Genomic DNA, 23,727 nt, shown 5'->3' with positions numbered 1-23,727 from the left:
ATCGCCGAGCCACTCAGTCCATCCGAACCCAGCCCGAAGGACCCCCATGTCAGACGAGATTCTCGAGCGGCGCAAGCGCCTGCTGCAGCAGCGACTGCGCGAACAGCAACTCGCGCCCGCGCCCGCGCGACCCGCGCGCGGCAGGCGCCTCGGCGAACCGGCTCCGCTCTCGTCCGCGCAGCAGCGGATGTGGTTCGTGCAGACGGTCGCGCCGGAGGACACCACGCTCAACGTCTGCGTCGGCTACCGACTCGACGGTCCGTTGGACAGCGCACGATTGCGCGCCGCCTTCGACACCGTCGTGGCGCGGCACGAGGTCCTGCGCACCACCTATCACGTCGGCGCGGACGGCGAGCCGTATCAAACGGCACACGCCGAGCTGGGGCCGGTGTGGCAGCAGCACGATCTCACGGATCTCTCCGAGGAAGGCCGCGGCAGGCGGCTCGAGGTTCTGGCGAGACGGGAGTTCGCGCGTCCGTTCGACCTGACCTCCGACTCGCCGCTGCGGGTGACGTTGGCGCGCACCGGTCCGGCCGAACACGTGCTCGTGCTGACGATCCACCACATCGCCTGGGACGACGACTCCTGGTCGGTCTTCTTCGCCGAGCTCAATGCCGCCTACCGCGGTGACTCGCGGGCGGAGATCCGTGCGCAGTACGTGGATGTGTCGCTCGCCGGGCGGCCCGCCGAAGACGACGCCGACCTGGCCTACTGGCGCGAGCGGTTGACTCCGCTTCCGGAGCGACTCGAGTTGCCCGGAACGCTCGCCGGTGGCGCGGCTACCCGCAACGCCGACAAGTGCGTGCTGCCCTTGCCCAAGGAACTGCTGGACCGGGTCACCGAGGTCGCGCGCGACCGTTCGGCCACCCCGTTCATGGTGTTGCTTGCCGCCTTCCAGGCGCTGGTCCAGCGGTACACCGCGGCGACGGACTTCCTCGTCGCGGTGCCGGTGACCGACCGCCGCGGTAGCGACGCCGAGGCGCTGATCGGCTATTTCGGCAACACGCTGCTGTTGCGCGCCCGCATCCATCCTGGGATCGGCTTCGCCGAGCTGGTCGACGTGACGAGGGACGCCGCCCGCGACGCGTTCGCGCATCAAGGGATCGGCGTCGAGCGGGTCGTCCGCGAGGTGAGTTCGGACCGGATCGCGGGCAGCGACGGCCTGGCCCAGCTCGTGCAGTTGAGCTTCAGCGTGCGCGGCGGGGCGAACGGGTTCGATCTCGCCGGGGTCCGCTCCACCGAGCTGCCGTGGGGGAGCACGGTCGCGCAGGAGCCGCTGGGACTGATGGTCGTCCTGGACGACGCGGGCGCGCGCGTGGAGGCCACCTACCTCGTCGACGAGCTGGACCGGTCGGTAGTGGCGCAAATGCTGCGCCATTACCTGGCATTGCTCACCGACGCGGTGCGCGATCCACGGCAGCCGGTCCGCGCGATCGATATGCTCGGCGCCGCCGACCGCGCGGACATCGTCGCGGCATCGCACGGTCCGCTCGTCGACGCGCCCGCGACAACGCTGGTCGAGCTGGTTCAGCGGCAGGCCGCGGCGACCCCCGATCGCGTCGCGGTGGTATCCGACGAAGCCGAACTCACCTACGGCGAGTTGAATCGGCGGGCCAATCGCCTGGCGCACTGGCTGATCCGGCGCGGCGTCGGCGCCGAGCAGCTCGTCGCGCTGCGCATGGCGAACTCCATCGAATTCATCATCGCGAGCCTCGCGGTGCTCAAGTCGGGTGGCGCGTACCTGCCGATCGATCCGGCCTATCCACCGGACCGCATCGACTATCTGCTGTCGGACGCGCGTCCGGCGCTGTCGTTCGACGCCGAAGCGATCGCGGCGGCGATGACCGAGGCGGTCGACGGGCCGGACACGAATCCCACCGACGCCGAACGCCAGTCGCCGCTGCGCCCGTCGAATATCGCCTACTTGATCTACACCTCGGGCTCCACCGGACAGCCCAAGGGCGTGCCCGTGCCGCACGACGCGATCGCCGATCACCTGGTGAACTTCGCCGCCGACTGGGACGCCAGCGTCCCGGAGCGGGTGTTGCAGGCCACCTCGGTGAGCTTCGACGCGTCGCTGGCCGACATCTTCCTGCCGCTGATCGCGGGCGCGAGCATCGTCGTCCCGAAACCGAACGCCTACCGCGATCTTCCGTACGTCGCCGAGCTGATCGCCCGCCACGGGATCACCGTGCTGCACATGGTGCCCTCGCTGCTGGCCACTTTCCTCATGCTTCCCGAGGCGAACGACTGGCGGGCGTTGCGGCACGTGCCGGTCGGCGGCGAGGCGCTGCCCGGCGAGATCGCCGACCGGTTCGCCGCGCAATTCGACGCCGACCTGCGCAACCACTACGGGCCGACGGAAGCGGTGGTGTGCTCGACGTCCATGCCGGTCGACGGGCCGCAGGGCACCAGGATCGTGCCGATCGGATTCCCGAACCGCAACGTCTACGTCTACCTGCTCGACGACTCGCTGCGGCTGGTCCCGCCGGGCGTGATCGGCGAGATCTACCTGGGCGGACGCCAGCTCGCGCGCGGCTACCTGGATCGGCCCGCCCTGACCGCGGAGCGGTTCGTCGCCGACCCCTTCCTACCCGGCGGAAGGCTGTACCGCACCGGCGATCTCGCCCGGCGCACCGCCGACGGCGAGATCGAATTCGTCGGCCGCGCCGACGAACAGGTGAAGGTGCGCGGGTTCCGCATCGAACTCGGTGAGGTGGAGGCCGCGGTGGCGGATCACCCCGGCGTCGCGCAGTGCGTCGCGATCGTCACCGAGCACGAGCGCCTCGGCCCGATCCTGGCCGCGTACCTGGTGCCCGCGCCGGGAAGCGAGATCGACCTCCAGCAGGTGCGCGCGACGGCCGCGGCGACGCTGCCCGAGCACATGGTCCCCGCGGCCTTCGCCGTGATCGATGAAGTGCCGTTGAGCGCCCACGGCAAGCTCGATCGCCGCGCGCTGCCGGAGCCGGAGCTGACGCGGACACGCACGTATCGGGCGCCCGAATCGCCCACCGAGATCCGGCTCGCCGCGCTGTACGGCGAGCTGTTCGACACCGAGCGAGTGGGCGCCGACGACTCGTTCTTCGAACTCGGCGGCCACTCCCTGCTCGCGGCCCGGCTGGTCGCCCTGGTGCGCGACACCTTCGGGATCGACATCGACGTGCGCGCGGCGTTCGACACCCCGACGGTCGCCGGGCTCGCCGCGCATCTGGTCGCCCGGTACCACGATCGGTTCGGCGAGAATCTCGACGAGGTCGTTCCCACCGGCCTGCCCTCCGGTGACAACGCCGCGATGCCGATGAAACGACCACGCCCCGAACGTATTCCGCTGTCGTACTCGCAGCGGGCGCTGTGGCTGCGGCGCAAGCTGGAAGGCCCGTTCGGGTGGGAGAACTTCCGGTTCGCCATCCGCTTCGACGGCGAGCTCGACATCGCCTCGCTCACCGCGGCGCTCGGCGACGTCATCGCCCGCCACGAGGCGTTGCGCACCAGCTTCCCGGAGCACGAGGGCACGCCGTACCAGCGGGTGGCCCCGGCGGGACCGGTCGAGTTGCCGCGCACCGCGCTCGACGGCGCGCGCCTGGACGAGGCGCTGGCGGCCGAGGCGAACCATGTGTTCGACCTGGCCGGGGAGTCGCTGCTCCGCTTGCGCCTGTTCGTACTGGACGAGCGGACCCACGTGCTGTCGGTGCTGACCCATCACATGGTCACCGACCGGGAATCGTGCCGGGTCTTCCTCGAGGACCTCACCGTCGCCTACCGCGCGCGGGTGAGCGGCACGGCTCCGTCCTGGCCGGAACCGGCGCTGCACTTCGCCGACTTCGCGGTGTGGCAACGCGATACCTTCGACCACGCCCCCGGCCGCGACGACCTGAGCGAATACGGCAAAGCGCAACTCGACTACTGGCGCGCGACCTTGGCGGGCCTGCCGGTGGAGATCGCGGTCGGCCACGACCGCCCGCGTCCCGCGCGGCTGGGCTATGCCGGTGTCAGCGCGACCCGCATCGTCGCGGCCGAAACATGGCAGGCACTGCGATCGCTGGCGGAGACGACCGGCGCGACCGAGTTCATGCTGTGCCAGGCAGCGGCAGCGGTGCTGGTGCACACCCTCGGCGGCGGTGACGACGTGCCGATCGGCGCGACGGTCGCCAATCGGCCCTGGCCGTCGGTGGACCGGCTGATCGGCCTGTTCGCCGACATGATGGTGCTGCGCAACGATCTTTCGGGCGACCCGTCGCCGCGAACCGTGCTCCAGCGGGTGCGCGAATCGGCGCTCGGCGCTCTCGGGCACCAGGACGTGCCGTTCGAGCGGATCGTGGAAACGCTCAACCCGCCCCGGGTACTCGGCCGCAATCCGCTGTTCCAGGTGATCATGCAGTTCGGCCACACCGCGCCGACCGTCGGCTTCACCGCCGAGACCACCCTCACCCCCCTCACGCCGCAGTACGACGCCGCGTTCATGGACTTCCACCTGGACTTCCTGGTGGAGCCCGCTGGCGAGTTGCTGGTACGGGTGGTGGTCAACTCGGAACTCTACGACCCGTCCTCCGGCGAGGAATTCGCCGACACGCTGGTGCGGATCTTGACCGCGTTCGCCACGAAACCCGATACCGCGGTGCGGGAATCGAACCTCGCGCCGCAGGGCTGGGACACCGCGCGTACCGTTGTGCGCCACGCGGCGTCCGAGGCCACGGCCCGCGAGACCGAGGCGGGCCCGCCGCAGACCGAGACCGAGCGCGCTCTTGCGGCGCTGTTGGAGGAATTGCTGGAGATCACCGACGTGGACCGCACGGACGGATTCTTCGCGCTCGGCGGAGACAGCGTCATCGCGATCCAGTGGGCCGCGCGAGCGGGCGCGGCGGGCCTGGCGCTCACCCCGCAGCTGATCTTCGAGCACTTCACGCTGCACGAACTGGCGGCGGCCGTCGACGCGGCCGCCGATCAGGCGGCGGGCACGCCTGCGCCGGAGGAGCACCGGTACGAGCCGATGTCGGCCTCGGGCCTGTCCGGTGACGCGTTGGCCATGCTGCGCGAATCCTGGTCCGCGCAACGCTGATTCGGGTGCGCCGGGCGCGGTCGCACACCGCGCCGGCGCACTGCCATTGGACCTGAGGGCAGCGACGATTAGGGTTGCGCCTCGATGGATTCGGTGTCTGTTTGGATCATGTTCCCGGTCATTCTGACTATCGCGGCGATCACGGTCGGCCGGTGGTTCCTGGTCGCGGACAGTGTCACCGATCGCATGATCAACCATGCGTGGGCGTGGAATCTGTGCGGTCTGGCGCTCTATGTCGCCGCCGCGGCGGCGGGGTCCGCGCAACTCGGGCAGCGACTGTTCCTGTGCTGCGGACTGATGACCACCGCCGTCGTCCTGGTGCTCGCGCAACTGGCGTCGGGTGCTGATCCCGAGGTCATGCTGCGACGGCAGAAGATCTACGCCGCCGTCGCCGCCGTGAGTGCGATTTCGACACTGATCTTTTCGCCCGTCGCAGGGAACGTGCTGCACGTCGGTTTGGACGAGATCGTGTGGACGTTGTCGGAGTTGCCCATGGTGGCCAGCGGATATCTGGTCGCCCAGGCCAGTCTCCGAGAGTTGCGCACCGCCGCGCGGATGACGAAGGAGAAGCTGACGTATTCGGCCCTGCTGTTCCTCGCGGTCTACTGGGCCGCAGCGGCAGTGGTCACCGTGGTCCGCGCGCTCTTCGGCGTCCCGCCGAGCCATCCGGGGAACGTGCTGGCGAACTCGTCCTTCTTCTGTGTATTGATCATCGCGACGCTCACGGCGATACCGCTTTTCACCGCTGTGCTGACGCGCGCGGGGCTGGATAAGACCGGTCGGCGCTGCCGCCGTCTGCGTCCGCTGTGGTGTGACCTGACCGCCGCCGTCCCGGAAGTCGTGTTGAGTCGGTCCGACGACGGAGATGGCGGCGTGGCGTCCCGGCTCTATCGGATGACGGTGGAAATCCAAGACGCGCTTTTGCATTTGAAGCCGTATATGCCGTCGCCCGCGCGGGGGCGGGAGGCCGCCGACGCGGTTCATGGCGTCGGCGATTACGCCCGGCAGATCGCCCACGCCGTGCGGTCCCGAGCCGCCGGGTTGCGTCCGGTCACACCGACCGGCCCGTTCGCCGCCGTGGCGACCGGTGGTCGCGATCGCGCCAACGGCTTGCGGCAATTGCTCGAATTGGCGCGGGAATGGCCGAAAGCGCGTGCTGATGTAGGTTAGGCAAACCTATTTAGGGTCGGCTAAGCTGTGCCCCGGCAGTCCAGACCGCCGGTTTCGGCGGCAGACAAGGAGTGGCAGCGCGATGGAGTCGACACAGCGTCGGGCAGAAGGAACGGTGGACATCGGCCGGGAGGAGATCCGGTCCGCGGTGGCCGGCCAACTGGGGCTGGCCGCCACGGAGATCGCCGATCACGACGACCTCATCCAACTGGGGCTGGACTCGATTCGCACTATGAAGCTCGCGGGCGGCTGGCGCAAACGCGGCGCCGACATCAACTTCGCTCAGCTGGCGGCCAGCCCCACGGTGGCTTCCTGGCACGGCCTGCTCGGCGCGAGTGAGGCCGGGCGGGCGGCAGATCCGGTGACTGTCGTGCCGGTGGCGACCGCGCACGACGAGGCGGCGCCCTTCCCGTTGGCCACCATGCAGCACGCGTACTGGATCGGCCGCTCCGACGAACAAGAGCTCGGCGGCGTCGCGGCGCACCTGTACATCGAATTCGACGGCGGTCGTATCGATCCGGAGCGGCTGGAGCGCGCGGTGGCCGATCTGGTCGCCACCCATCCCATGCTGCGCACCAGGTTTCTGCCGGATGGCACCCAGCAGACCATGACCGCACCCGGGAGGCCGGTGTTCGAGGTCGTCGACCTGCGTGATCGGTCGCCCGAGGCGGCCGAGGCCGCGCTCGCCGAGCTGCGTGACCGCAAGACCCACCAGCGTCTGGCCATCGAATACGGTCAGGTCATCGATATCACGCTCACCTTGCGCGACGCGGACCGCAGTCGACTGCACCTGGATGTCGACATGCTCGCGGGCGACGCCATGAGCTACCGGGTCCTGATCGCCGATCTGGCCGATCTGTACCACGGGAGGGCCGTGCCGGTCCCCGGCTACACCTATCGCCGGCACCGCACCGAGCCCCAGGGGGACAGCACGGCTCGCGAGCGCGACCGGCAGTGGTGGCAGGAGCGGCTGCCGGAATTGCCGGGCGCTCCAGAACTTCCCACCGTGCCGGTAAGTGAGCGCACCGAGCCGAATCGCACCGTGCGCTACGACCACTGGCTGGCGCCGGAAGCCAAGCAGCGGTTGCTCGCCGCCGCACACGAGCGCGGCATCACTCCGGCCATGGCGCTGGCCGCGGTATTCGCCGAGACCATCGGCGGTTGGTCGGCGCAGAGCCGATTCCTGCTGAACGTGCCACTGTTCCACCGGGATTCGGTGCACCCCGACATCGATCGGGTGATCGGCGACTTCACGTCCTCGATCATGCTGGAGGTGGACGTCACCGACAGTATGTCGGTCACCGAGCGCGCCCGCACGTTGCAGCGCGGCATGCACGAAAGCGGCGCGCATACCGCGTATTCCGGCCTCGAAGTGCTGCGGGATCTGGGTAGGCATCGCGGTGAGCCCGTGCTGGCCCCGGTCGTCTACACCAGCGCGCTGAACTTGGGCGAGCTGTTCGCCGACACGGTCACCGAGACCTTCGGTGAGCCCGTGTGGATCATCTCGCAGGGCCCGCAGGTACTGCTCGACGCGCAGGTCACCGAGGTCCGCGGCGGGCTGTTGTTGAACTGGGACGTGCGCGCGTCGGCCTTCCTCGAGGGCATGATCGACGCCATGTTCGCCTGGTACCGCGCGGCGATCGGGCGGCTCGGTGACGGGGCGGCAGGGTGGAACGCGGAGGCCGCCGTGCGGCTGCCGGTCGACCAGGCCGCGGTGCGCGCCGCGGCCAACGCCACCGACGGCCCGGTCAGCGGGCGGTCCCTGCACCAGGGGTTCTTCGACAACGCGGCGGCGAATCCCGAAGCGCCCGCCGTGGTCTGGGGCCTGGGCGACGACCAAGGCGCCTGGAGCTACGGGGAGTTGGCCGCTCGCGCGCTGGCGGTGGCGGGGGCCTTGCGCGCCGAGGGCGTGGAGCCGGGCGACGCGGTCGCCGTCGCGCTGCCGAAGGGGCCGGACCAGGTCACCGCCGTGCTCGGTGTGCTCGCCGCCGGGGCGACCTACGTGCCCATCGGATTCGATCAGCCTGCCGGCCGCCGGGCGGAGATCCTCCGCACCGGCGGTGTCCACGCGGCGCTGACGGTCGAGGGCGCGGACCTGGGCGCACCGATCACGTGCCTGTCCGTCGACGCGGCCAGTGCCTATGCGAAGCCGCTCGCGGCCCCCGTCTACCCGGACACCGGCGATATCGCCTACGTGCTGTTCACCTCCGGATCGACCGGCGTGCCCAAGGGCGTCGAGATCCCACACCGCGGCGCGATGAACACCATCGACGCGTTGAACGAGTGGTTCGGCGTCGGCGGCGCCGACCGCTCGCTGGGCCTGTCCGCCCTGGAATTCGACCTCTCGGTCTACGACATCTTCGGCTTGTTCGCGGCGGGCGGCGCGGTCGTGACCGTCGATCCGGAGCAGCGCGCCGACCCGTCCAGCTGGGTGGAACTGCTGCGCACGCATCGGGTCTCGATTCTCAACTGCGTGCCGAGCATGCTGGACATGATCTTGGAGATCGGCGGTGATCAGCTGGGCGATTCGCTGCGCGCGGCCATCCTCGGCGGGGACTGGGTCGGCGCAGATCTCGCCCGCAGGCTGTCGGCGCAGGCGCCGGGTTGCCGATTCGCCGGGCTCGGCGGCGCGACCGAGACCTCCATTCACACCACCATCTGCGAGGTGGCGGGTGAGCCGCCCGCGCACTGGGCGACAGTGCCGTTCGGCGTTCCGTTGCGCAACGTCCGATGCCGCGTCGTGTCTCCCGCCGGCCGCGACTGCCCGGACTGGGTGCCGGGTGAACTGTGGGTCGGCGGCGTCGGTGTCGCCGCAGGCTACCGCAACGACCCGGAGCGCACCGCGGAGCGCTTCGTCGAACACGACGGCATCCGCTGGTACAAGACCGGCGATATGGCCAGGTACTGGCCCGACGGCACGATCGAATTCCTCGGCCGTGCCGACCATCAGGTCCAGATCCGCGGCTACCGGGTCGAACTCGGCGAGGTCGAGACCGCGTTGCGCACGGTGCCCGGCGTCCGGCACGCCGTCGCGGCGGTCGTCGGTGCGGGCGCACCCAAGCTGGTCGCCGCCGTCGCGGGTGACCTGGACGAGATCGGCGACATCGCTACGGCGCTCGCGGACCTGTTGCCCGGTTACATGATCCCCGTTCGGATCGAGCTGCTCGAGCAGATGCCGTTGACCGCCAATGGGAAATTGGACCGCCGCGCCGTGGTCGCCCTGCTCGAGCCAGGGGTGGAGGAGGACCGGGAGACCGCCCCACCCGACGACGTGGAGGCCGCGCTCGCCGACATCGTCGCGACCGTCCTCGGCATCGATGCGATCGGCGTGCACGACGACTTCTTCGGCCGCGGCGGCGATTCCGTGCTCGCCACGACTGTCATCGCCCGCGTCCGCGAGTGGTTGCAAGCCGAGCACGCGCTGGTCGCGGACCTGTTCGCCGCACGCACCGTCGCCCGGCTCGCCGAGTGCCTGCGGGAGCGCGAGACCCGGCACGGCGCGGACGGCAGGCTGTCCGCGGTGGCCCGGCTCTACCTCGAGGTCGCCGCGATGACGGACGAGGAGATCCTCGCGCAGACGTGAACCGGGTCGCGGTTGTCCACAACGTGCGGCCGCCTCTCCCCGGATCGATTCCGATGAGGGGCGGCGAGGTATGCCCGCGTTGCTCCTCAGCGCCGATGCCGGTCCGACTGCGCCGGGCCTAGTCCGTCGCCGAGACGATCATCTCGACTTCCGCTCTACCAGCGGCGCGGTCTGGTGGAGCCCACCCGTCCCGCAAAGCGAATCGGGTCTGCTGTGGACATGCGGTGGCGGGCAAGGGATCGCGGGCCAACCGCTTGCCGGGCCGGACCGACTGACGCGGCGCCTATTTCGCCGCGGCGGCGAAGGCGGGTTCCAGCTTGTCGAGGATGTACGGCACCGAGAGCGCCGTCGGCGTGTTCACGGCGCTGATCTCCTGGGTGGTGAGGAACACGACCGAGCCCTTCTTGACCGCGGGCAGGTCGGCGTAGCCGGGCAGCTGCCGGAACTTCTCGTCCAAGCCGGGGGCGTAGCCGGCCAGCAAGAGGTCGGCGGTCAATTCGTCGACCCGCTCCGGGGACAGGGCCAGCCTGCCCTGATTGGCGGGCAGGTCGGTGAGGTTCTTCGGAATGCCGAGACCCAATTGGGTGAAGACCTTCGACGATCCGTCGTCGGGGTCGGTCAACACCATGAGCTGTGCCGGGCCGGCCAGCCAGGTACTGGCGAACGTCTTGCCCTTCAATCCGGGGTTCGCGGCGGCGATCGCGGCGATCTTGTCATCCACCTTCGCGATCACCTTGCCGGCCTCGTCCGGCTTGTGCAGCACCTTGCCGAGGGTGGTGATCTGGTCCTGCCAGGGCGCTACCGCCGCTTTGCTCAGGGCGGGCAACGTGGGCGCGACACGGGAGAGTTCGTCGTAGGTCTTCTGGTCGGCGATGAACGGATCGACCAGGATCAGGTCCGGCTCCAGCGCGGCGACCTGTTCGGCGAGGTTCCCGGTGCTGGTGAGCGCCTTCGCCGATGCGAGGCTCTCCGGCTCCCACGGCGGGGTGCTCTTGGAGGCGATCGCGACATTGTCGAGGTATCCGACGGGTACGACGCCGAGCGCGAGCGTGGCGTCCAGCCACTGGTTGCCGAGGGCGACGATCTTGTCCGGAGTGCCTTCGACGGTCGTCTCGCCGCGGGCGTGGTGGATGGTCACCTGCTCGCCGCCGGCCGTCGAGTCGTCCTCCGCCGATCCGCACGCGGCCAGGCCGAGGGCGAGGACTCCCGTCAGCACCGTCAGCGCCGCCCGCGACCAACGGCCGCGCGTCCGAACAGAGTTCATCTGCCGCACCTTCCTTCCCAGTAAGCTAGCCAAGGCTAACCTATGTAGCCCCGAGGTGGCATCGGCGCTCGGTGGAGGCGGCTCCGTTTGATGGTTACATCGGCTAACTATATAGTTTCCGGTGGTAACTATCTGGTGAGGGGCTGTCCGTGACGAATCCATCCATCGAAGTCGATCCGGGTGATGTCCGGACCATCCGGCGCCGGTTGCGCTACGACCGGGACCATCCGCGCTACAAGTGGATCGTTCTGACCAACACCACGCTGTGTCCTGCTCACGGCGATCAATTCCTCGATCGTGCTGATCTCGCTGCCCGCGATCTTCCGTGGCGTCGGGCTCAACCCACTCGAGGCGGGCAATGTCGGGTACCTGCTGTGGATGCTGATGGGTTACCTGCTCGCCACCGCCGTGCTGGTGGTGATGTTCGGGCGGCTCGGCGACATCTTCGGCCGGGTGCGGGTTTACAACCTCGGCTTCACCATCTTCGCGCTGTCGGCGGTCGCCTTGTCCTTCGATCCGTGGCACGGGGGCGCGGGCGCGCTGTGGATCATCGTCTGGCGCGTCGTCCAGGGTGTCGGCGGCGCGATGCTGACGGCCAACTCCTCGGCGATCCTCACCGATGCCTTCCCCGCGAGCCAGCGCGGCACCGCGCTCGGCATCAACATGGTCGCCGCGGTGGCCGGTTCGTTCTTCGGCCTGCTCATCGGCGGCGTGCTGTCGGAATGGGATTGGCGTGCGGTGTTCTGGGTCAGTGTCCCGATCGCCGTTCTCGGCGCGGTCTGGTCCTATCGTTCGCTGCACGAGGTCGGCATCCGGACCTCGGGCAAACTGGACTGGGCGGGCACCATCACCTTCGGTCTCGGACTCACGGCGCTGCTCACCGGCATCACCTACGGCATCCAGCCCTACGGCGGCCACGCGACCGGCTGGACGAGCCCGTGGGTGCTGGCCGCTGTACTCGGCGGCCTTCTCCTGCTGGTTGCGTTCTGCGTAGTGGAGACGAGGGTCCCCGATCCGATGTTCCACCTGGGCCTGTTCCGCCACCGCGCCTTCGGTCTCGGCAACTTCGCCAATCTGATGGTTTCGATCGGCCGTGGCGGCATGCAGTTCATGCTCATCATCTGGCTACAGGGCATCTGGCTTCCGCTCCACGGGTACGACTTCGAGTCCACCCCGCTGTGGGCAGGCATCTACCTGCTGCCGTTGACCATCGGCTTCCTCGCCGCCGGCCCGATCTCGGGCTGGCTGTCCGATCGCTACGGGCCCCGGCTGTTCACCACCGCAGGCGCGTTGCTGACCGGCGCGACCTTCATCTTGCTGCTGGTCATCCCGGTGAACTTCGACTACTGGCTGTTCGCGTTGATCACCGTGCTCAACGGCATCGGCAGCGGGCTGTTCTTCTCGCCGAACACCGCCGCCATCATGTCCAGCGTTCCCGCCGCCCAGCGCGGCGCGGCCTCCGGGATGCGCGGCACCCTCTTCAACGGCGGCAACGCGCTGTCCATGGGAATCTTCTTCTCCCTGATGGTCCTCGGACTGGCGGCGAGCCTGCCATCGGCGCTGGACTCCGGTCTGCGCGCACAGGGCGTCTCCGCCGGAGCCGCCGCCGAACTCGCCGGCATGCCGCCGGTGGCGAGCATGTTCGCCGCGTTCCTCGGCTACAACCCGATCCAGGAGCTGCTCGGACCGTCGGGTGAACTCGACAAGCCCGGCGTCAACGCCGAAACCCTCACGGGCCAGGAGTTCTTCCCGAACCTGCTCACCGGCCCGTTCCACTCCGGATTGCTCGTGGTCTTCGTCTCGGCGGCGGTGATGATGCTCCTGGCTGCCGTGGCGTCGTGGTTCATCGGCGAGAAGTACGTCTACGACGAGTCCGCCGAACTCGCCGAAGCCGATCGGGTCGCGGAGGACGCGTCCGCCGCGGTGCCCGTGCGCTGAGACACCGCGGCGGTTTCGCGCCCGGGCTGGCCCCACGCCGAGCGACGGCATACGGTCGATCGCGATGAACGCTGTTCCGACTCCGGTGGTGCTGTCGGTTGTCGTATTCGTCGCGCTCATGACCGCGGGGCGGTGGATGCTCGTCGACGAGACGGCCACCGATCGGCTGATCAACCGTACGTTCAGCTGGAACCTGATAGGTCTCGCGCTGTTCGAGGTGGTGGTCGCGTTGGGCCGTCCCGACCTCGGGCCGCGCCTCTACCTCGGCGGCGGTCTCATGGCACTCGCCAGCTTCTACGGGCTGGCCAGGCTTGTCGACGGCGCCGATGCGGCAACCGTCCACCTGCGTCAGCGGCGCTACGACGCGACGGCCGTTCTCGTCGCCGTTTCGTTGATCGTCGTCACGCCGGTCCTGCGGTGGGTCTGGCGGATCGATTACGTCGAAGTCGTATGGACGCTGTCAGCGCTTCCTGGGGGCGTCTGTGGATTGTTCTTCGCCCGTGCCTGCGTGCGAGAGCTGCGCGCCGGGAGTGTTTCGATCCGGGAAAAGCTGACTTTCGCCATCCTGCTGGCCTTCTCCACCTACTGGTTGGTCTCGATGACGATCATGGTCGGCCGCGCGCTCGCCGGTACGCCGCCGAGCGAGCCGGGCAAGGTGTGGGCTGTCGCGGCCGTCCTCGGGTTCTCCGCCGTAACCCTGCTGACCATGATTCCCGTGGTCACGGCGCTGCTGGCGCGGACGGGATGGGATCGGACCGGCCGGGACTGCCGTCGACTGCGGCCGCTGTGGCGAGACCTCACCGCCGTGGTCCCGGAAGTGGTTTTGGCGGAGGACCATTCCGCGCCGAGAGAGGCCTCCTCCCGGCTCTATCGGATGACCGTCGAGATCTGGGACGCGTTGCTGCACTTGAAGCCATATGTACCCACTTTGCCCGAGGCCGGCTCGCCCGCCGGTCTCGACGATGCGCGTCGCTCTGCCCTCCAGGTCGCGCTGGCCGTGCGAGCCAAACGCGACGGTGGCGCACCCGCTCCCGGCTCCATCGCCGCGGGCGCGGCGCAGGGTGAGGCTCGCGATCGCGCGGCGGAGTTCCGGTTCCTGCTCGAATTGGCGCGTGTATGGCCGGAAGCTGTCGCGACCGTGCGCGATCGGTCGAATACGGCGCGCAGGCCCGCGATCGCCGCGGTATTCCGATAGCTGGGACGCGCCTCGGCGACACGGCAATCGACCGACATGATCGTCCTGTCCGGGCCGACCGGATCCGCTTCTACCGCAGGTATCCCGGTCGGTACGGCCACCGGATCGGTCGTTCGCGTCATGCGGCCGGTCCGACTGCCGGGTGCGGGCACGACCGGTGATCAGCCCCCGCGGTGCTCGCACACGCGACCCGTGCGCGAGCACCGATGCGGCGGATCACTGCGCGGTGACGGGCTCCTGGCGGGTCTCGTGGCGCAGGCCGACGGACATGATGTCGGACGGTTCGTCGAGTTCGATGCGGTGCCAGCGGTTGCGGGGGACGACGAACGCGGTGCCCGCGGTGAGGCGCACCATCGTCTCGTCGTCGCCCGCGTGCTCAGGTCGCAGGTAGAGACGCAACGCGCCGGTCAGGCAGCACACCGCTTCGTCGCTGCCGGGATGGACTTCCCAGTGGTCGGCGTGCACATCGGCATCGGATTCGACGTGGAACGTGGCGAGCTGCCAGTCGCCGTCGCCGGTGCTCATCCGGCGTTCACCGGCTGCTACATGGCCGTCGTGGCCGAAATGGATGGCGCGGCCGAACAAATCGATCGGGGTCTGGTTCATGATGCTTCCTCTCATTGGGATGGATGAAACTTCTCGGGCTGACCAAGTGCGGTGCCGGAACGAAATGGGGGAGTGGACCGCCGTATTTCGTGGATTTCATGGGCACGCGGGGGAAAACCCGGCGATCACATCGTCTTTCGGCCGCATCAGGTCTGCTCTGGGCGTGGAAATCGTGCGGTGCGTCCTCGGCAGGACAGTCGCGGCGACGACGCTCGCCACGGCGAAAAGTCCCGCCGCGCAGCACAGCGCGAGGGCGTAACCGTCGTTCAGCGCCGCGGGCGCGACGCTGTCTCCGGTGCGCGTCGCCGCGACGGTGGCGAGTGCGGCCACCCCGACACACCCGCCGAGCTGCCGCGCGCTGTTGAAGGCCCCGGAAGCCATTCCCGCTTCGTGGGGCGCGACGCCCATGTTCGCGGCGGCGGCCACGGGAGCCAGGCACAGTCCGAGGCCGAAGCCGCCCAACAGCGAGGGACCCAGTACGTCGGTGAGGAAGCTGCCGTCGGCACTGATGAAAGCGAACCAGCCGATACCCGCCGTGGTGAGCACCCCGCCGATGACGAGTGCCGCTTTCGGGGACCGGCGGCCGCTCACGCGAGTGGCCACCACCGTCCCGGCGATGACACTGAGCGAGAACGGTACGAAAGCCGCGCCCGCCGCGCCCGCGCTCATGCCCAGGACCTGCTGCTGATACAGCGACAGCAGATAGAACGCGCTGAATTGGCCCGCCGCGGCCAAGAACACGAATACGTTCGCTCCGGCCACCCAGCGGTTGCCGAACAGTCCGAGCCGAACCAATGGTGTCGATGTGCGCGCCTCGACCGCGAGAAAAGCCGCGAGCAGGATCGCACCCGCCCCGAGCGTGAGGGCTGTGGCGGCGGAGAACCAACCGTGGTGTTCGGTCCGCACCACGCCGACCACCAGCAAACCTATTCCACCGGTGGCCAGGACGGCGCCCGGCACATCGATCCGCGCTCGCCCGCTCACTCGATCGGCCGCCACACCGGCCACCGCCGCGACCGATGCGACCACCACGATCGGGACGTTGACGAGCATCACCCAGCGCCAGTTGGCGTACTCGGTCAGCAATCCGCCCACCAGCACGCCGATCGCGCCACCCGCCGCGTTCACCGCGCTCCACACGCCGAGCGCTCGCACCCGGGCGGGACCTTCCGGAAATGTCGTGGTCAACGTGGCCAAGGCGGCGGGCGCCACGGCCGCCGCCGCGAGTCCCTGGACGGCCCGCGCGGCGACGAGTTGCCATGGCTCCTGCGCGAACCCGCCCACCAGCGAGGCGATGCCGAACGCCACGAGCCCGCCGGTGAACAACCTGCGCCGCCCGAACAGGTCGCACGCCTTTCCACCCAGCAGCAGGAACCCGCCGAAAGTCAGCGCGTAGACGTGCACCACCCAGGCCAGATCGACCGGCGCGAAGCCCAGATCGGCGCGGATGGCCGGCAGCGCCACGTTCACCACCGCCATGTCCAACGCGACCATGAACTGCGCGACGGCCACCGCCGTCAGAGCGACGCCGGGCCGCCCGCGAGAGTTTTTATACATGTATAGAAAGTAACCGCGCGAGTCGCCCCGTGTCCACACCCGGTTCTGCGGATGGGCGAAGATGGACGGATGCCGAGTTCGTCGTCGCAGCCACAACGCACCGGTCGACCTGCGCGTATCTCCCGAGCGGAGATCCTCGCGGCGGCCGACTCGGTGATCGACGCCGAGGGCGTGGCGAAGCTGACCATGCGCCGCCTCGCCACCGAACTCGGCTGCACGCCGATGGCGCTCTACCACCATGTCCGGGACAAGGAAGACCTGCTGCGCCTACTGCTCAACGAGTACGCCGACCAGGTGGCGTGGCCGGACCTGCCGGAGGAGCCGCGCGAGCGCGTCCGCGTCGCGGCGCGCGCCATGCACGACGTGCTCGCCGCACGGCCGTGGATCGTCGAAATCCTGACCGCCGACGACCTTTTGGGCGTCTCGGCGCTCTGGGTCAGCGAATCCATCGTGGACGGATTCGTCGCGGGAGGCCTACCGCTGGACCGCGCCGCCCAGGCGTACCGCGTCATCTGGCATTACACGGCGGGCGACCTCATCGTGCGCGTCCGATCCGCTCGCAGAGCTGCGGAGGACCGCCCCACCTTCCGCGCACAGGTCTTCGCCGACCTCGACGCCGACAGCTTCCCCCGCCTGGCCGCCCTCGGTTCCGACTACCTGTCCCTGGCCGCTCAGGACACCTACGACCTGGGCCTCGCCGCGCTCATCGACGGTCTGCTCCGGTCCGCATAGCGATCGAGCCCGCCGCGACGGGCAGGCTCGAACCTCGCTTCGTTCAGAATGTCACCCGCTGATCGGGCGGCATGTACAACTTGTCGCCTTCTTTCAGCTCGAAAGCCTTGTAGAACTCGTCGAGATTGCGCACGACCTGGTTGCAGCGGAATTCGTTGGGGGAGTGGGTGTCGGTGCTGAGGTAGCGGACGGTGAGTTCTTTCGTCTGCTTCTCACGCCAGCTGCGGGCCCAGGACAGGAACATGGTGCGGTAGTCGGGATTGTCGATCCCGCGGCGCTTTTCGGCGATGCGGAAGGCGGCCAGCGTGATCTGCAGTCCGCGCAGATCGGCGAGGTTCTCGCCCAAGGTGAGTTCGCCGTTGACGTGCTGATTCGGCTCCAGCCCCTCCGGGACGAGCGCGTTGTATTGGTCGACCAATTGTTTGGCCTTGGCGTCGAACGCCGCGCGATCCTCTGGCGTCCACCAGTCGCGGCGGTTGCCGTCGCCGTCGTACTTGGAGCCCTGGTCGTCGAAGCCGTGGCCGATCTCGTGCCCGATGGTGGACCCGACCGCACCGAAATTGACCGCGGGCAGAGCGTCCTTGTCGAAGAAGGGCGGCTGAAGGTAGGCGGCCGGGAAGACGATCTGGTTGGACGTCGCGGAGTAGTAGGCGTTCACCGTTTGCGGCGACATCCCCCATTCGGTCTTGTCGACGGGGGTGCCGAGGCGCGCGAACGTCCGCTTGACCTCGAACTCGTTGATGGCGAGCAACGACTCGATCAGCTTGCCTTTGGTGATCTTCAGCTTCGAGTAGTCGACCCACTTGTCCGGATAACCGATCTTGGGATCGATCTTGTCCAGCTTCGCCAGCGATGCCGCCCTGGTGGCAGGCGACATCCAGGTCGAATTGGTGAAGTTCTCTCGGTAGGCCGCGACCACGTCGGCGAGCATCTCCTTGGCGCGATCCTTGGCTTCCGGCGGGAAATGCTTGGCCACATAAAGTTTCCCGAGCTGCTCGCCGAGCTTGTCGTCGACGATGCTCACGCCGTACTTCCAGCGTTCGGGGCGCTCGTCCTGTCCGTTGAGAATCCTGCCCTTGAAGTCGAAATTCGCGTCGTTGACGGCCTTCGGCAGATAGGGCGCGAACTCCCGCAACACGGCCAACTTCAAGTAGTCCCGCCACGTGGCGATGTCCACCTCGGTCCACAGCTGACCCGCTGCCGTGATGAAGGACGGCTGGTTGACCACGATCGTCGCGAACAACTCGCGTGGGCGGTCGGTGTTGCCCGCCAGCCACGGATCCCAGTCGAAGCCCGGGGCCAGCGCCGTCATATCGGTCCAGCTGTAGACGTTGTAGGTCGCGTCGGTGTCGCGGTTGCGTACGTTGTCCCAGTGCGCGGGGGCGATGCGCTTCTCCAGATCGAACACCCGCTGAGCGACACCGGCCGGGTCGGCCCATCCCGCGCCCGCGGCGACGCGCTCGAGGAAGATGCGGTACTGCCCGAGCACCTCGGCGTATTCGGGCTTCCGGTAGTACTGCTCCCCGAGCCCGAGTCCGGACTGGCCGACCGAGGGGATGTAAGCGTTGGAATTCTTCCGGTCGACGCCGATGCCGAGCCCGATCAGCCCGCCGATCGGCAACTCGGCCATCACCTTGGCCAGCTCCGGCTTGGTGGCCGCGCCATCGATCTTCGCGAACAGCGGCGCCAGCGGCGTCATGCCGAGCCGCTCGATCTCGTCCCAGTCCACCCTGGCGTCGTAGAGATCCCTGATCTGCTGTTCTTCCGAGCCGGGCTTCGGGTCGCGGATACCGTCGATGATCTCGCGCAACTGCTGCTCGGTGCGTTCGCCCGCCTCGCTGCCCGAGCCGTAGCTGACCTTGTCCGGCGGCAGCTGGTACTCCCGCAGCCACTTCCCGTTGACGTGCCGGTACAGGTCGTCCTGCGGCCGTATCGTCTCGTCCGCTCCGCCGAGATCGACGCCGGTCAGCGTCCTGCTCGCGGGTTCGGTGTCGTCCGAGCAGGCGACCAGCGCGGCGGCGGCCGGGACGGCTCCGAGGGCGATCAGGAAGGCACGACGATCCAGCTTCGCTGGCCGACCGGTAGATGTCACGAGAATCCTCTCCCCGACGCGGCGGTGCCGCTGGTGTACGAAGGCAGCCTTGCAGGACACGAGGCTACCGGCGCGGCGCCGGTCCGGCCCGGATTGGGAACGGGCGTCGTCGTGCGGGCCGGCGAGCACCCCCGATTTGGGAACGACCTGCGGATTCCCATACACTAGACCGGTTGCCTGCGGGAGCTGTGCCCGCAATCCGGCAGTGAACCCCCAGTGGTTGGTTCCGCGTTTCTGGCTCGAACCGAGAAAACCGCTGGCAGGCGCGCGTCCGGAGGGCGACCGACCATGCCCGTCGGGTCGGCAATCCGGCGTGCACATACGTCCAGGTCAAGGAGGACGCTGAAGTGATTCAGCAGGAGTCGCGACTGCGCGTCGCCGACAACACGGGCGCGAAGGAGATCCTTTGCATCCGCGTTCTCGGCGGTTCGTCGCGTCGCTATGCCGGTATCGGCGACATCATCGTCGCTACCGTGAAGGACGCCATCCCCGGCGGCAACGTGAAGCGGGGTGACGTCGTCAAGGCCGTCGTCGTGCGCACCACCAAGGAGCGCCGTCGTCCGGATGGTTCCTACATCAAGTTCGACGAGAACGCGGCCGTGCTCATCAAGGCGGACAACGACCCGCGCGGCACCCGCATCTTCGGCCCGGTTGGCCGCGAGCTGCGCGACAAGAAGTTCATGAAGATCGTGTCGCTGGCTCCGGAGGTGCTCTGACATGAAGGTGCACAAGGGTGACACCGTGCTCGTCATCTCGGGCAAGGACAAGGGCGCCAAGGGCAAGGTCATCCAGGCCTACCCGAAGGAGAACCGGGTTCTCGTCGAGGGCGTGAACCGGATCAAGAAGCACGTCGCGAATTCCGCCAACCAGCGCGGCGCCTCCTCGGGCGGCATCGTGACCCAGGAAGCCCCCATCCACGTCTCCAACGTGATGGTCGTCGACTCCGACGGCAAGCCGGCCCGCGTCGGCTACCGGACCGACGAGGAGAGCGGCAAGCGGGTCCGGATCTCCCGTAAGAACGGGAAGGACATCTGACATGACCACGACGGAAAAAGTGCAGCCCCGGCTGAAGCAGCGCTACCGCGAAGAGATCAAGGACGCGCTGAACAAGGAATTCTCCTACGCCAACGTGATGCAGATCCCGGGCGTGGTGAAGGTCGTCGTCAACATGGGTGTCGGCGACGCCGCCCGCGACGCGAAGCTGATCAACGGCGCCGTCGAGGACCTGGCCCTGATCACCGGTCAGAAGCCGCAGATCCGCAAGGCGACCAAGTCCATCGCGCAGTTCAAGCTGCGTGAGGGCATGCCGATCGGCGCGAAGGTCACCCTGCGCGGCGACCGCATGTGGGAGTTCCTCGACCGCCTTGTCTCCATCGCGCTGCCGCGTATCCGCGACTTCCGCGGCCTGTCGCCGAAGCAGTTCGACGGCAACGGCAACTACACGTTCGGCCTGAGCGAGCAGTCGATGTTCCACGAGATCGACGTGGACCGGATCGACCGTCCGCGTGGTATGGACATCACCGTGGTGACCACCGCGACCAACAACGAAGAAGGCCGTGCCCTGCTCAAGCACCTCGGCTTCCCGTTCAAGGAGAACTGAGCACATGGCTAAGAAAGCACTGGTCAACAAGGCCAACGCCAAGCCGAAGTTCGCTGTCCGCGCCTACACCCGCTGCCAGCGCTGCGGCCGCCCCCACGCGGTCTACCGCAAGTTCGGCCTCTGCCGCGTGTGCCTGCGCGAGATGGCGCACCGCGGCGAGCTGCCGGGCGTGCACAAGAGCTCCTGGTGAGCTGACGCTCTGCGCGTCACCAACTGAACACTGAGCGAGGGCACGGACTCCTACGAGTCCGTGCCCTCGCTCGCATCCTTGATCATGATTTCGCCACGGTTGACTAGGTAGGCTTCGGGCATGACGATCCAGTCACCGGACCACTTGCCGCACGAGATGACCGAGGAGCAGTACCGCCAACTGCCGGAGGGTGTCGCGCGTGAAATCGAGGTTGTGCACGGACACGTGATCGTCTGCGAGTCTCCGGTTCCTGAGCACAATCGCGTGGCACGCCGTTTGGCAGGCTCGATGGAGGAATTACCGAGCACCGAACCGTGCATCCGCGTCGAGACGGATATCGATGTCGTCCTCTGGCGGATACCGAAGTTCACGTTCCGCCGACCGGATGTGACGGTGTACCGCTGCTTGCCCGAGCGCGGAGCGAAGCCGGAAGCCGCTGACGCACTGATCATCGTCGAGGTGTCTTCACCGTCCACCGCCGCCGAAGACCTACTGGACAAGAAGGTTCAGTACGCCCGCGCAGGCATTCCGCTCTACCTGGTTGTCGTTCTCGACACCAAGTTCGACATCGAAGAGGTACGCGAATTCCGCCTCGACGCCCACGCCTCCGAATACCGCCTGCACCGACTGCACCGCGACGGATTCGTCCGCCTGGAGCACGTGGTGCTCGGCGACATCAGCTTCGCCGACTTGGTCCGGTAGCGCCTGGCCGACCCGACACCCGCGCCGATCTCGGCGAAGGGAGCGGCGTGGTCATCTGATGCAAGTCTGGGGAGGCTGGTGACAGCCGGTTAAGCTGTATCGACCTCGGCCGACCCGGACTGAAGTGGTATCTACAGGCGATGCGCGGGCGTCCCGAGTGCGAATTCAAAGGGGGGAAGTATGGCATTCGAAGTAGACCCGGACACGCTACGCGCGGCGGCAGGGTCTATGGCGCTGTTGCCCGACGGAATCGATCGGGCACCGCACCTGGGCGCTGAGCCCGTCGCCGGCAAGTTGAAGGGCTCGGCCGTCGGAACAGCCCTCAGTAGTAGCGATGGCAGAAGCAAGACGGCAAAAGATGTGTTGCGGGCGCGATTCAACCAGTTCTCCGCTCTGCTGGCTTTGTCTGCCGACAAGTTCCACAACACGGATGCCGACGCGGCTGATCGGCTAGCGGCGGTATCGGATATCAACTCGGGCGACCCGCACGGGGGACGGTGAGCCGTGCCCACCCCTATCGAAGTCCTGAACTGGGATGTGTCCGGGCTTCAAGCGGTTGCCGACAACGCGACCCGCATCGCGGAAGCGATCATTGCGGCATCCAATTCGATGCACGGCACGATTTCTGGCCTGGGTTGGAAAGGTGATGCGAGAATCGCGGCGGAGGGGCGCGCTGATCGGGAACAGACCCAGATGCGCGCCATTGCAATCGCTTACGATGACCTCAGCACTGCTTGTGCTGGAGCCGCTCGCGATATGGCCCACCCGATTTTCGAAATTCGCACAATTTTCCAGTATTACGTCGCGCTGCCCGTTACGGTCGGTGACGACTGGACCATCAGCGGTGTTGAGGACTGGAACGCAGAAGCGGGAGTCCAGCTTTCGAGGCTGAACGGACTGGTCTCGACACTAGAGGCGTTCGACGCACAATGGGGGGCGAAAATCTCGGCTGCCAACGACGAACTGGCGGCCATGGCGCCTGAGTCAGTGCTCGCAGCCGCCAACGCCGCGATCCAGGCCGACCGCTCCGAGGATTCTCGGGCAGACCCCGAACGCCTCCAAACCTCTGCTGCCGCGTTTCAGCAGGTATTCGGTCGGCCACCGGCCAGCCCGACCGACTGGACCACTGCGGAAGCGCTGAATCCGAAGAGCTACGACCCGAAGTATCAGGGAGTAGGACCCGAGATCCGGGTGGTTCGCATCAATCCTGTCCAGGATCAGGGGGTGGTGCGGACCAGCCAGTACATCGAGCAGCGTGATGTAACAAGCTTTCCGCCGACGAATCGGGATATGGGTGACAATCGGATGGCTGATCCGAACTTCGATCCCGAACACACACGCGTCGCTACGTATGTGGACTACGAGAACGGCATCGTCGTCATCCGGCAGAATCCATCGGTCGATCAAAACCCCGACGGGAGTCCTGGTGTGTCGAAGGTCGGCGCTCCCGAGGCGACCGTGTGACAGACGGATGACGGTACGGTGCGTATCCGCTATGACGCAGCCAATCCGTTCGCGCCCGACATAGCCAGGAATCCTCCTGGACCCCTGTCGGAACATCCGATCTCGGTCAATGGCGACCTGGTGTTCGTCCCCGGCCAGGACGGTGTCCGAATACAAGGCTCTCGATCGGACTACCCCTCCCTCGAGTCATATCAAGACCGTCCGGATGGCAGCACACGGACCATCACTGTGGATCCGGCGGCGTCAGGCCGTTCCTGGGGGCCAGGTGTGAACCTGCCTTTCCATCATGAGCTTCCCGGTACCGATCCGAACATCTTCGATCAGTTCAGGACATACCAGGAATACCCGGGGGACCAGCCCCCCGGATTCCCTGTGACGACCGACCTTCCAGGGACCGCCGCCGGGACGCCGGACAAGCCGCCCTCGGTCCGCACGATTACCGAAGGCGATCATCCGTTGGGCCGGTAGGCCCCGCAATCCGAATCAGCAACGAGGGCTGCGGCTCCTGAGTCCAGAGAAAGGTGAATGATGGTCGGCCTCCGTGTTTTGCGGACAGGCTCTGGGTATTGGACCGCCGC

Annotated in this window: 16 protein-coding genes and 1 pseudogene; 13 read left to right on the top strand and 4 right to left on the bottom strand. The window is 67.8% G+C overall.

All coding sequences use genetic code 11. From position 1 onward, the window contains the following. Positions 1-46: 46 nt before the first annotated feature. The 3 genes from ACWEH3_RS03185 to ACWEH3_RS03175 all read left to right on the top strand — a co-directional run bounded on the left by ACWEH3_RS03185 (position 47) and on the right by ACWEH3_RS03175 (position 9,809). The gene (locus ACWEH3_RS03185; RefSeq protein WP_450015026.1) at positions 47-5,056 is read left to right on the top strand and encodes an amino acid adenylation domain-containing protein; all 5,010 of its coding nucleotides are present in this window, start codon (positions 47-49) and stop codon (positions 5,054-5,056) included. 93 nt (positions 5,057-5,149) lie between these two features. Continuing rightward, positions 5,150-6,226 (top strand): MAB_1171c family putative transporter, encoded by a 1,077-nt coding sequence (locus ACWEH3_RS03180; protein WP_450015027.1) that lies wholly within the window; start codon positions 5,150-5,152, stop codon positions 6,224-6,226. 82 nt (positions 6,227-6,308) lie between these two features. Continuing rightward, positions 6,309-9,809, top strand: coding sequence for a non-ribosomal peptide synthetase (locus ACWEH3_RS03175; protein WP_450015028.1), 3,501 nt, complete (start codon positions 6,309-6,311; stop codon positions 9,807-9,809). 283 nt (positions 9,810-10,092) lie between these two features. Here ACWEH3_RS03175 and ACWEH3_RS03170 read toward each other — a convergent pair whose 3' ends face one another. After that, positions 10,093-11,073 carry an ABC transporter substrate-binding protein gene (locus ACWEH3_RS03170; protein ID WP_450015029.1) on the bottom strand — a complete coding sequence of 327 codons (981 nt, stop codon included), beginning with the start codon at positions 11,071-11,073 and terminating at the stop codon, positions 10,093-10,095. Positions 11,074-11,216: 143 nt separating this feature from the next. On the opposite strand from ACWEH3_RS03170, the pseudogene ACWEH3_RS03165 reads away from it, so the two are divergent. Both ACWEH3_RS03165 and ACWEH3_RS03160 read left to right on the top strand, forming a co-directional pair. After that, a pseudogene (locus ACWEH3_RS03165) lies at positions 11,217-13,011 on the top strand (MFS transporter). A 64-nt stretch (positions 13,012-13,075) separates the two neighbouring features. After that, the gene (locus tag ACWEH3_RS03160; protein ID WP_450015030.1) at positions 13,076-14,206 is read left to right on the top strand and encodes an MAB_1171c family putative transporter; all 1,131 of its coding nucleotides are present in this window, start codon (positions 13,076-13,078) and stop codon (positions 14,204-14,206) included. 216 nt (positions 14,207-14,422) lie between these two features. Here ACWEH3_RS03160 and ACWEH3_RS03155 read toward each other — a convergent pair whose 3' ends face one another. Continuing rightward, positions 14,423-14,812, bottom strand: a complete 390-nt coding sequence (locus tag ACWEH3_RS03155) for a cupin domain-containing protein (RefSeq protein WP_450015031.1) — start codon at positions 14,810-14,812, stop codon at positions 14,423-14,425. 96 nt (positions 14,813-14,908) lie between these two features. Then, a complete protein-coding gene (locus tag ACWEH3_RS03150) occupies positions 14,909-16,369 on the bottom strand; it encodes an MFS transporter (protein ID WP_450015032.1) in 1,461 nt (486 codons plus the stop codon). A gap of 69 nt (positions 16,370-16,438) precedes the next feature. On the opposite strand from ACWEH3_RS03150, the gene ACWEH3_RS03145 reads away from it, so the two are divergent. After that, a complete protein-coding gene (locus tag ACWEH3_RS03145) occupies positions 16,439-17,101 on the top strand; it encodes a TetR/AcrR family transcriptional regulator (RefSeq protein WP_450015033.1) in 663 nt (220 codons plus the stop codon). Between the two features lie 43 nt (positions 17,102-17,144). Here ACWEH3_RS03145 and ACWEH3_RS03140 read toward each other — a convergent pair whose 3' ends face one another. Then, positions 17,145-19,193 (bottom strand): M13 family metallopeptidase, encoded by a 2,049-nt coding sequence (locus tag ACWEH3_RS03140; RefSeq protein ID WP_450015034.1) that lies wholly within the window; start codon positions 19,191-19,193, stop codon positions 17,145-17,147. 347 nt (positions 19,194-19,540) lie between these two features. On the opposite strand from ACWEH3_RS03140, the gene rplN reads away from it, so the two are divergent. From rplN to ACWEH3_RS03105, 7 genes are all read left to right on the top strand, one after another. After that, entirely contained in the window at positions 19,541-19,909 is a 369-nt protein-coding gene (gene rplN, locus ACWEH3_RS03135) for a 50S ribosomal protein L14 (protein WP_039795505.1), read from the top strand. Position 19,910: 1 nt separating this feature from the next. Further along, complete coding sequence (gene rplX / locus ACWEH3_RS03130; protein ID WP_039795507.1) at positions 19,911-20,228, top strand: 50S ribosomal protein L24; 318 nt, start codon at positions 19,911-19,913, stop codon at positions 20,226-20,228. A gap of 1 nt (position 20,229) precedes the next feature. Then, the gene (gene rplE / locus ACWEH3_RS03125) at positions 20,230-20,793 is read left to right on the top strand and encodes a 50S ribosomal protein L5 (RefSeq protein WP_355076098.1); all 564 of its coding nucleotides are present in this window, start codon (positions 20,230-20,232) and stop codon (positions 20,791-20,793) included. A 4-nt stretch (positions 20,794-20,797) separates the two neighbouring features. Beyond that, positions 20,798-20,983 (top strand): type Z 30S ribosomal protein S14, encoded by a 186-nt coding sequence (locus ACWEH3_RS03120; RefSeq protein WP_014981705.1) that lies wholly within the window; start codon positions 20,798-20,800, stop codon positions 20,981-20,983. 120 nt (positions 20,984-21,103) lie between these two features. Beyond that, positions 21,104-21,685: a Uma2 family endonuclease gene (locus ACWEH3_RS03115; protein WP_450015035.1), complete on the top strand. Its 582-nt coding sequence runs from the start codon at positions 21,104-21,106 to the stop codon at positions 21,683-21,685. A 180-nt stretch (positions 21,686-21,865) separates the two neighbouring features. Further along, positions 21,866-22,186 carry a hypothetical protein gene (locus tag ACWEH3_RS03110; RefSeq protein WP_450015036.1) on the top strand — a complete coding sequence of 107 codons (321 nt, stop codon included), beginning with the start codon at positions 21,866-21,868 and terminating at the stop codon, positions 22,184-22,186. 3 nt (positions 22,187-22,189) lie between these two features. Further along, a complete protein-coding gene (locus ACWEH3_RS03105; protein WP_450015037.1) occupies positions 22,190-23,149 on the top strand; it encodes a WXG100 family type VII secretion target in 960 nt (319 codons plus the stop codon). Positions 23,150-23,727: the final 578 nt, after the last annotated feature.

The organism is Nocardia sp. NPDC004718, from assembly GCF_053601535.1.
Note: the sequence above shows the minus strand (reverse complement) of the source record. Positions and strands in the feature narration are given on the sequence as shown.

What these genes read in the sequence shown, in the direction of transcription:
- ACWEH3_RS03185 (WP_450015026.1), top strand. Translation starts at nt 47, where the DNA reads ATGTCAGACGAGATTCTCGAGCGGCGCAAGCGCCTGCTGCAGCAGCGA.
- ACWEH3_RS03175 (WP_450015028.1), top strand. Translation starts at nt 6,309, where the DNA reads ATGGAGTCGACACAGCGTCGGGCAGAAGGAACGGTGGACATCGGCCGG.
- ACWEH3_RS03170 (WP_450015029.1), bottom strand. Translation starts at nt 11,073, where the DNA reads ATGAACTCTGTTCGGACGCGCGGCCGTTGGTCGCGGGCGGCGCTGACG.
- ACWEH3_RS03160 (WP_450015030.1), top strand. Translation starts at nt 13,076, where the DNA reads ATGAACGCTGTTCCGACTCCGGTGGTGCTGTCGGTTGTCGTATTCGTC.
- ACWEH3_RS03155 (WP_450015031.1), bottom strand. Translation starts at nt 14,812, where the DNA reads ATGAACCAGACCCCGATCGATTTGTTCGGCCGCGCCATCCATTTCGGC.
- ACWEH3_RS03150 (WP_450015032.1), bottom strand. Translation starts at nt 16,369, where the DNA reads ATGTATAAAAACTCTCGCGGGCGGCCCGGCGTCGCTCTGACGGCGGTG.
- ACWEH3_RS03145 (WP_450015033.1), top strand. Translation starts at nt 16,439, where the DNA reads ATGCCGAGTTCGTCGTCGCAGCCACAACGCACCGGTCGACCTGCGCGT.
- rplX (WP_039795507.1), top strand. Translation starts at nt 19,911, where the DNA reads ATGAAGGTGCACAAGGGTGACACCGTGCTCGTCATCTCGGGCAAGGAC.
- rplE (WP_355076098.1), top strand. Translation starts at nt 20,230, where the DNA reads ATGACCACGACGGAAAAAGTGCAGCCCCGGCTGAAGCAGCGCTACCGC.
- ACWEH3_RS03120 (WP_014981705.1), top strand. Translation starts at nt 20,798, where the DNA reads ATGGCTAAGAAAGCACTGGTCAACAAGGCCAACGCCAAGCCGAAGTTC.
- ACWEH3_RS03115 (WP_450015035.1), top strand. Translation starts at nt 21,104, where the DNA reads ATGACGATCCAGTCACCGGACCACTTGCCGCACGAGATGACCGAGGAG.
- ACWEH3_RS03110 (WP_450015036.1), top strand. Translation starts at nt 21,866, where the DNA reads ATGGCATTCGAAGTAGACCCGGACACGCTACGCGCGGCGGCAGGGTCT.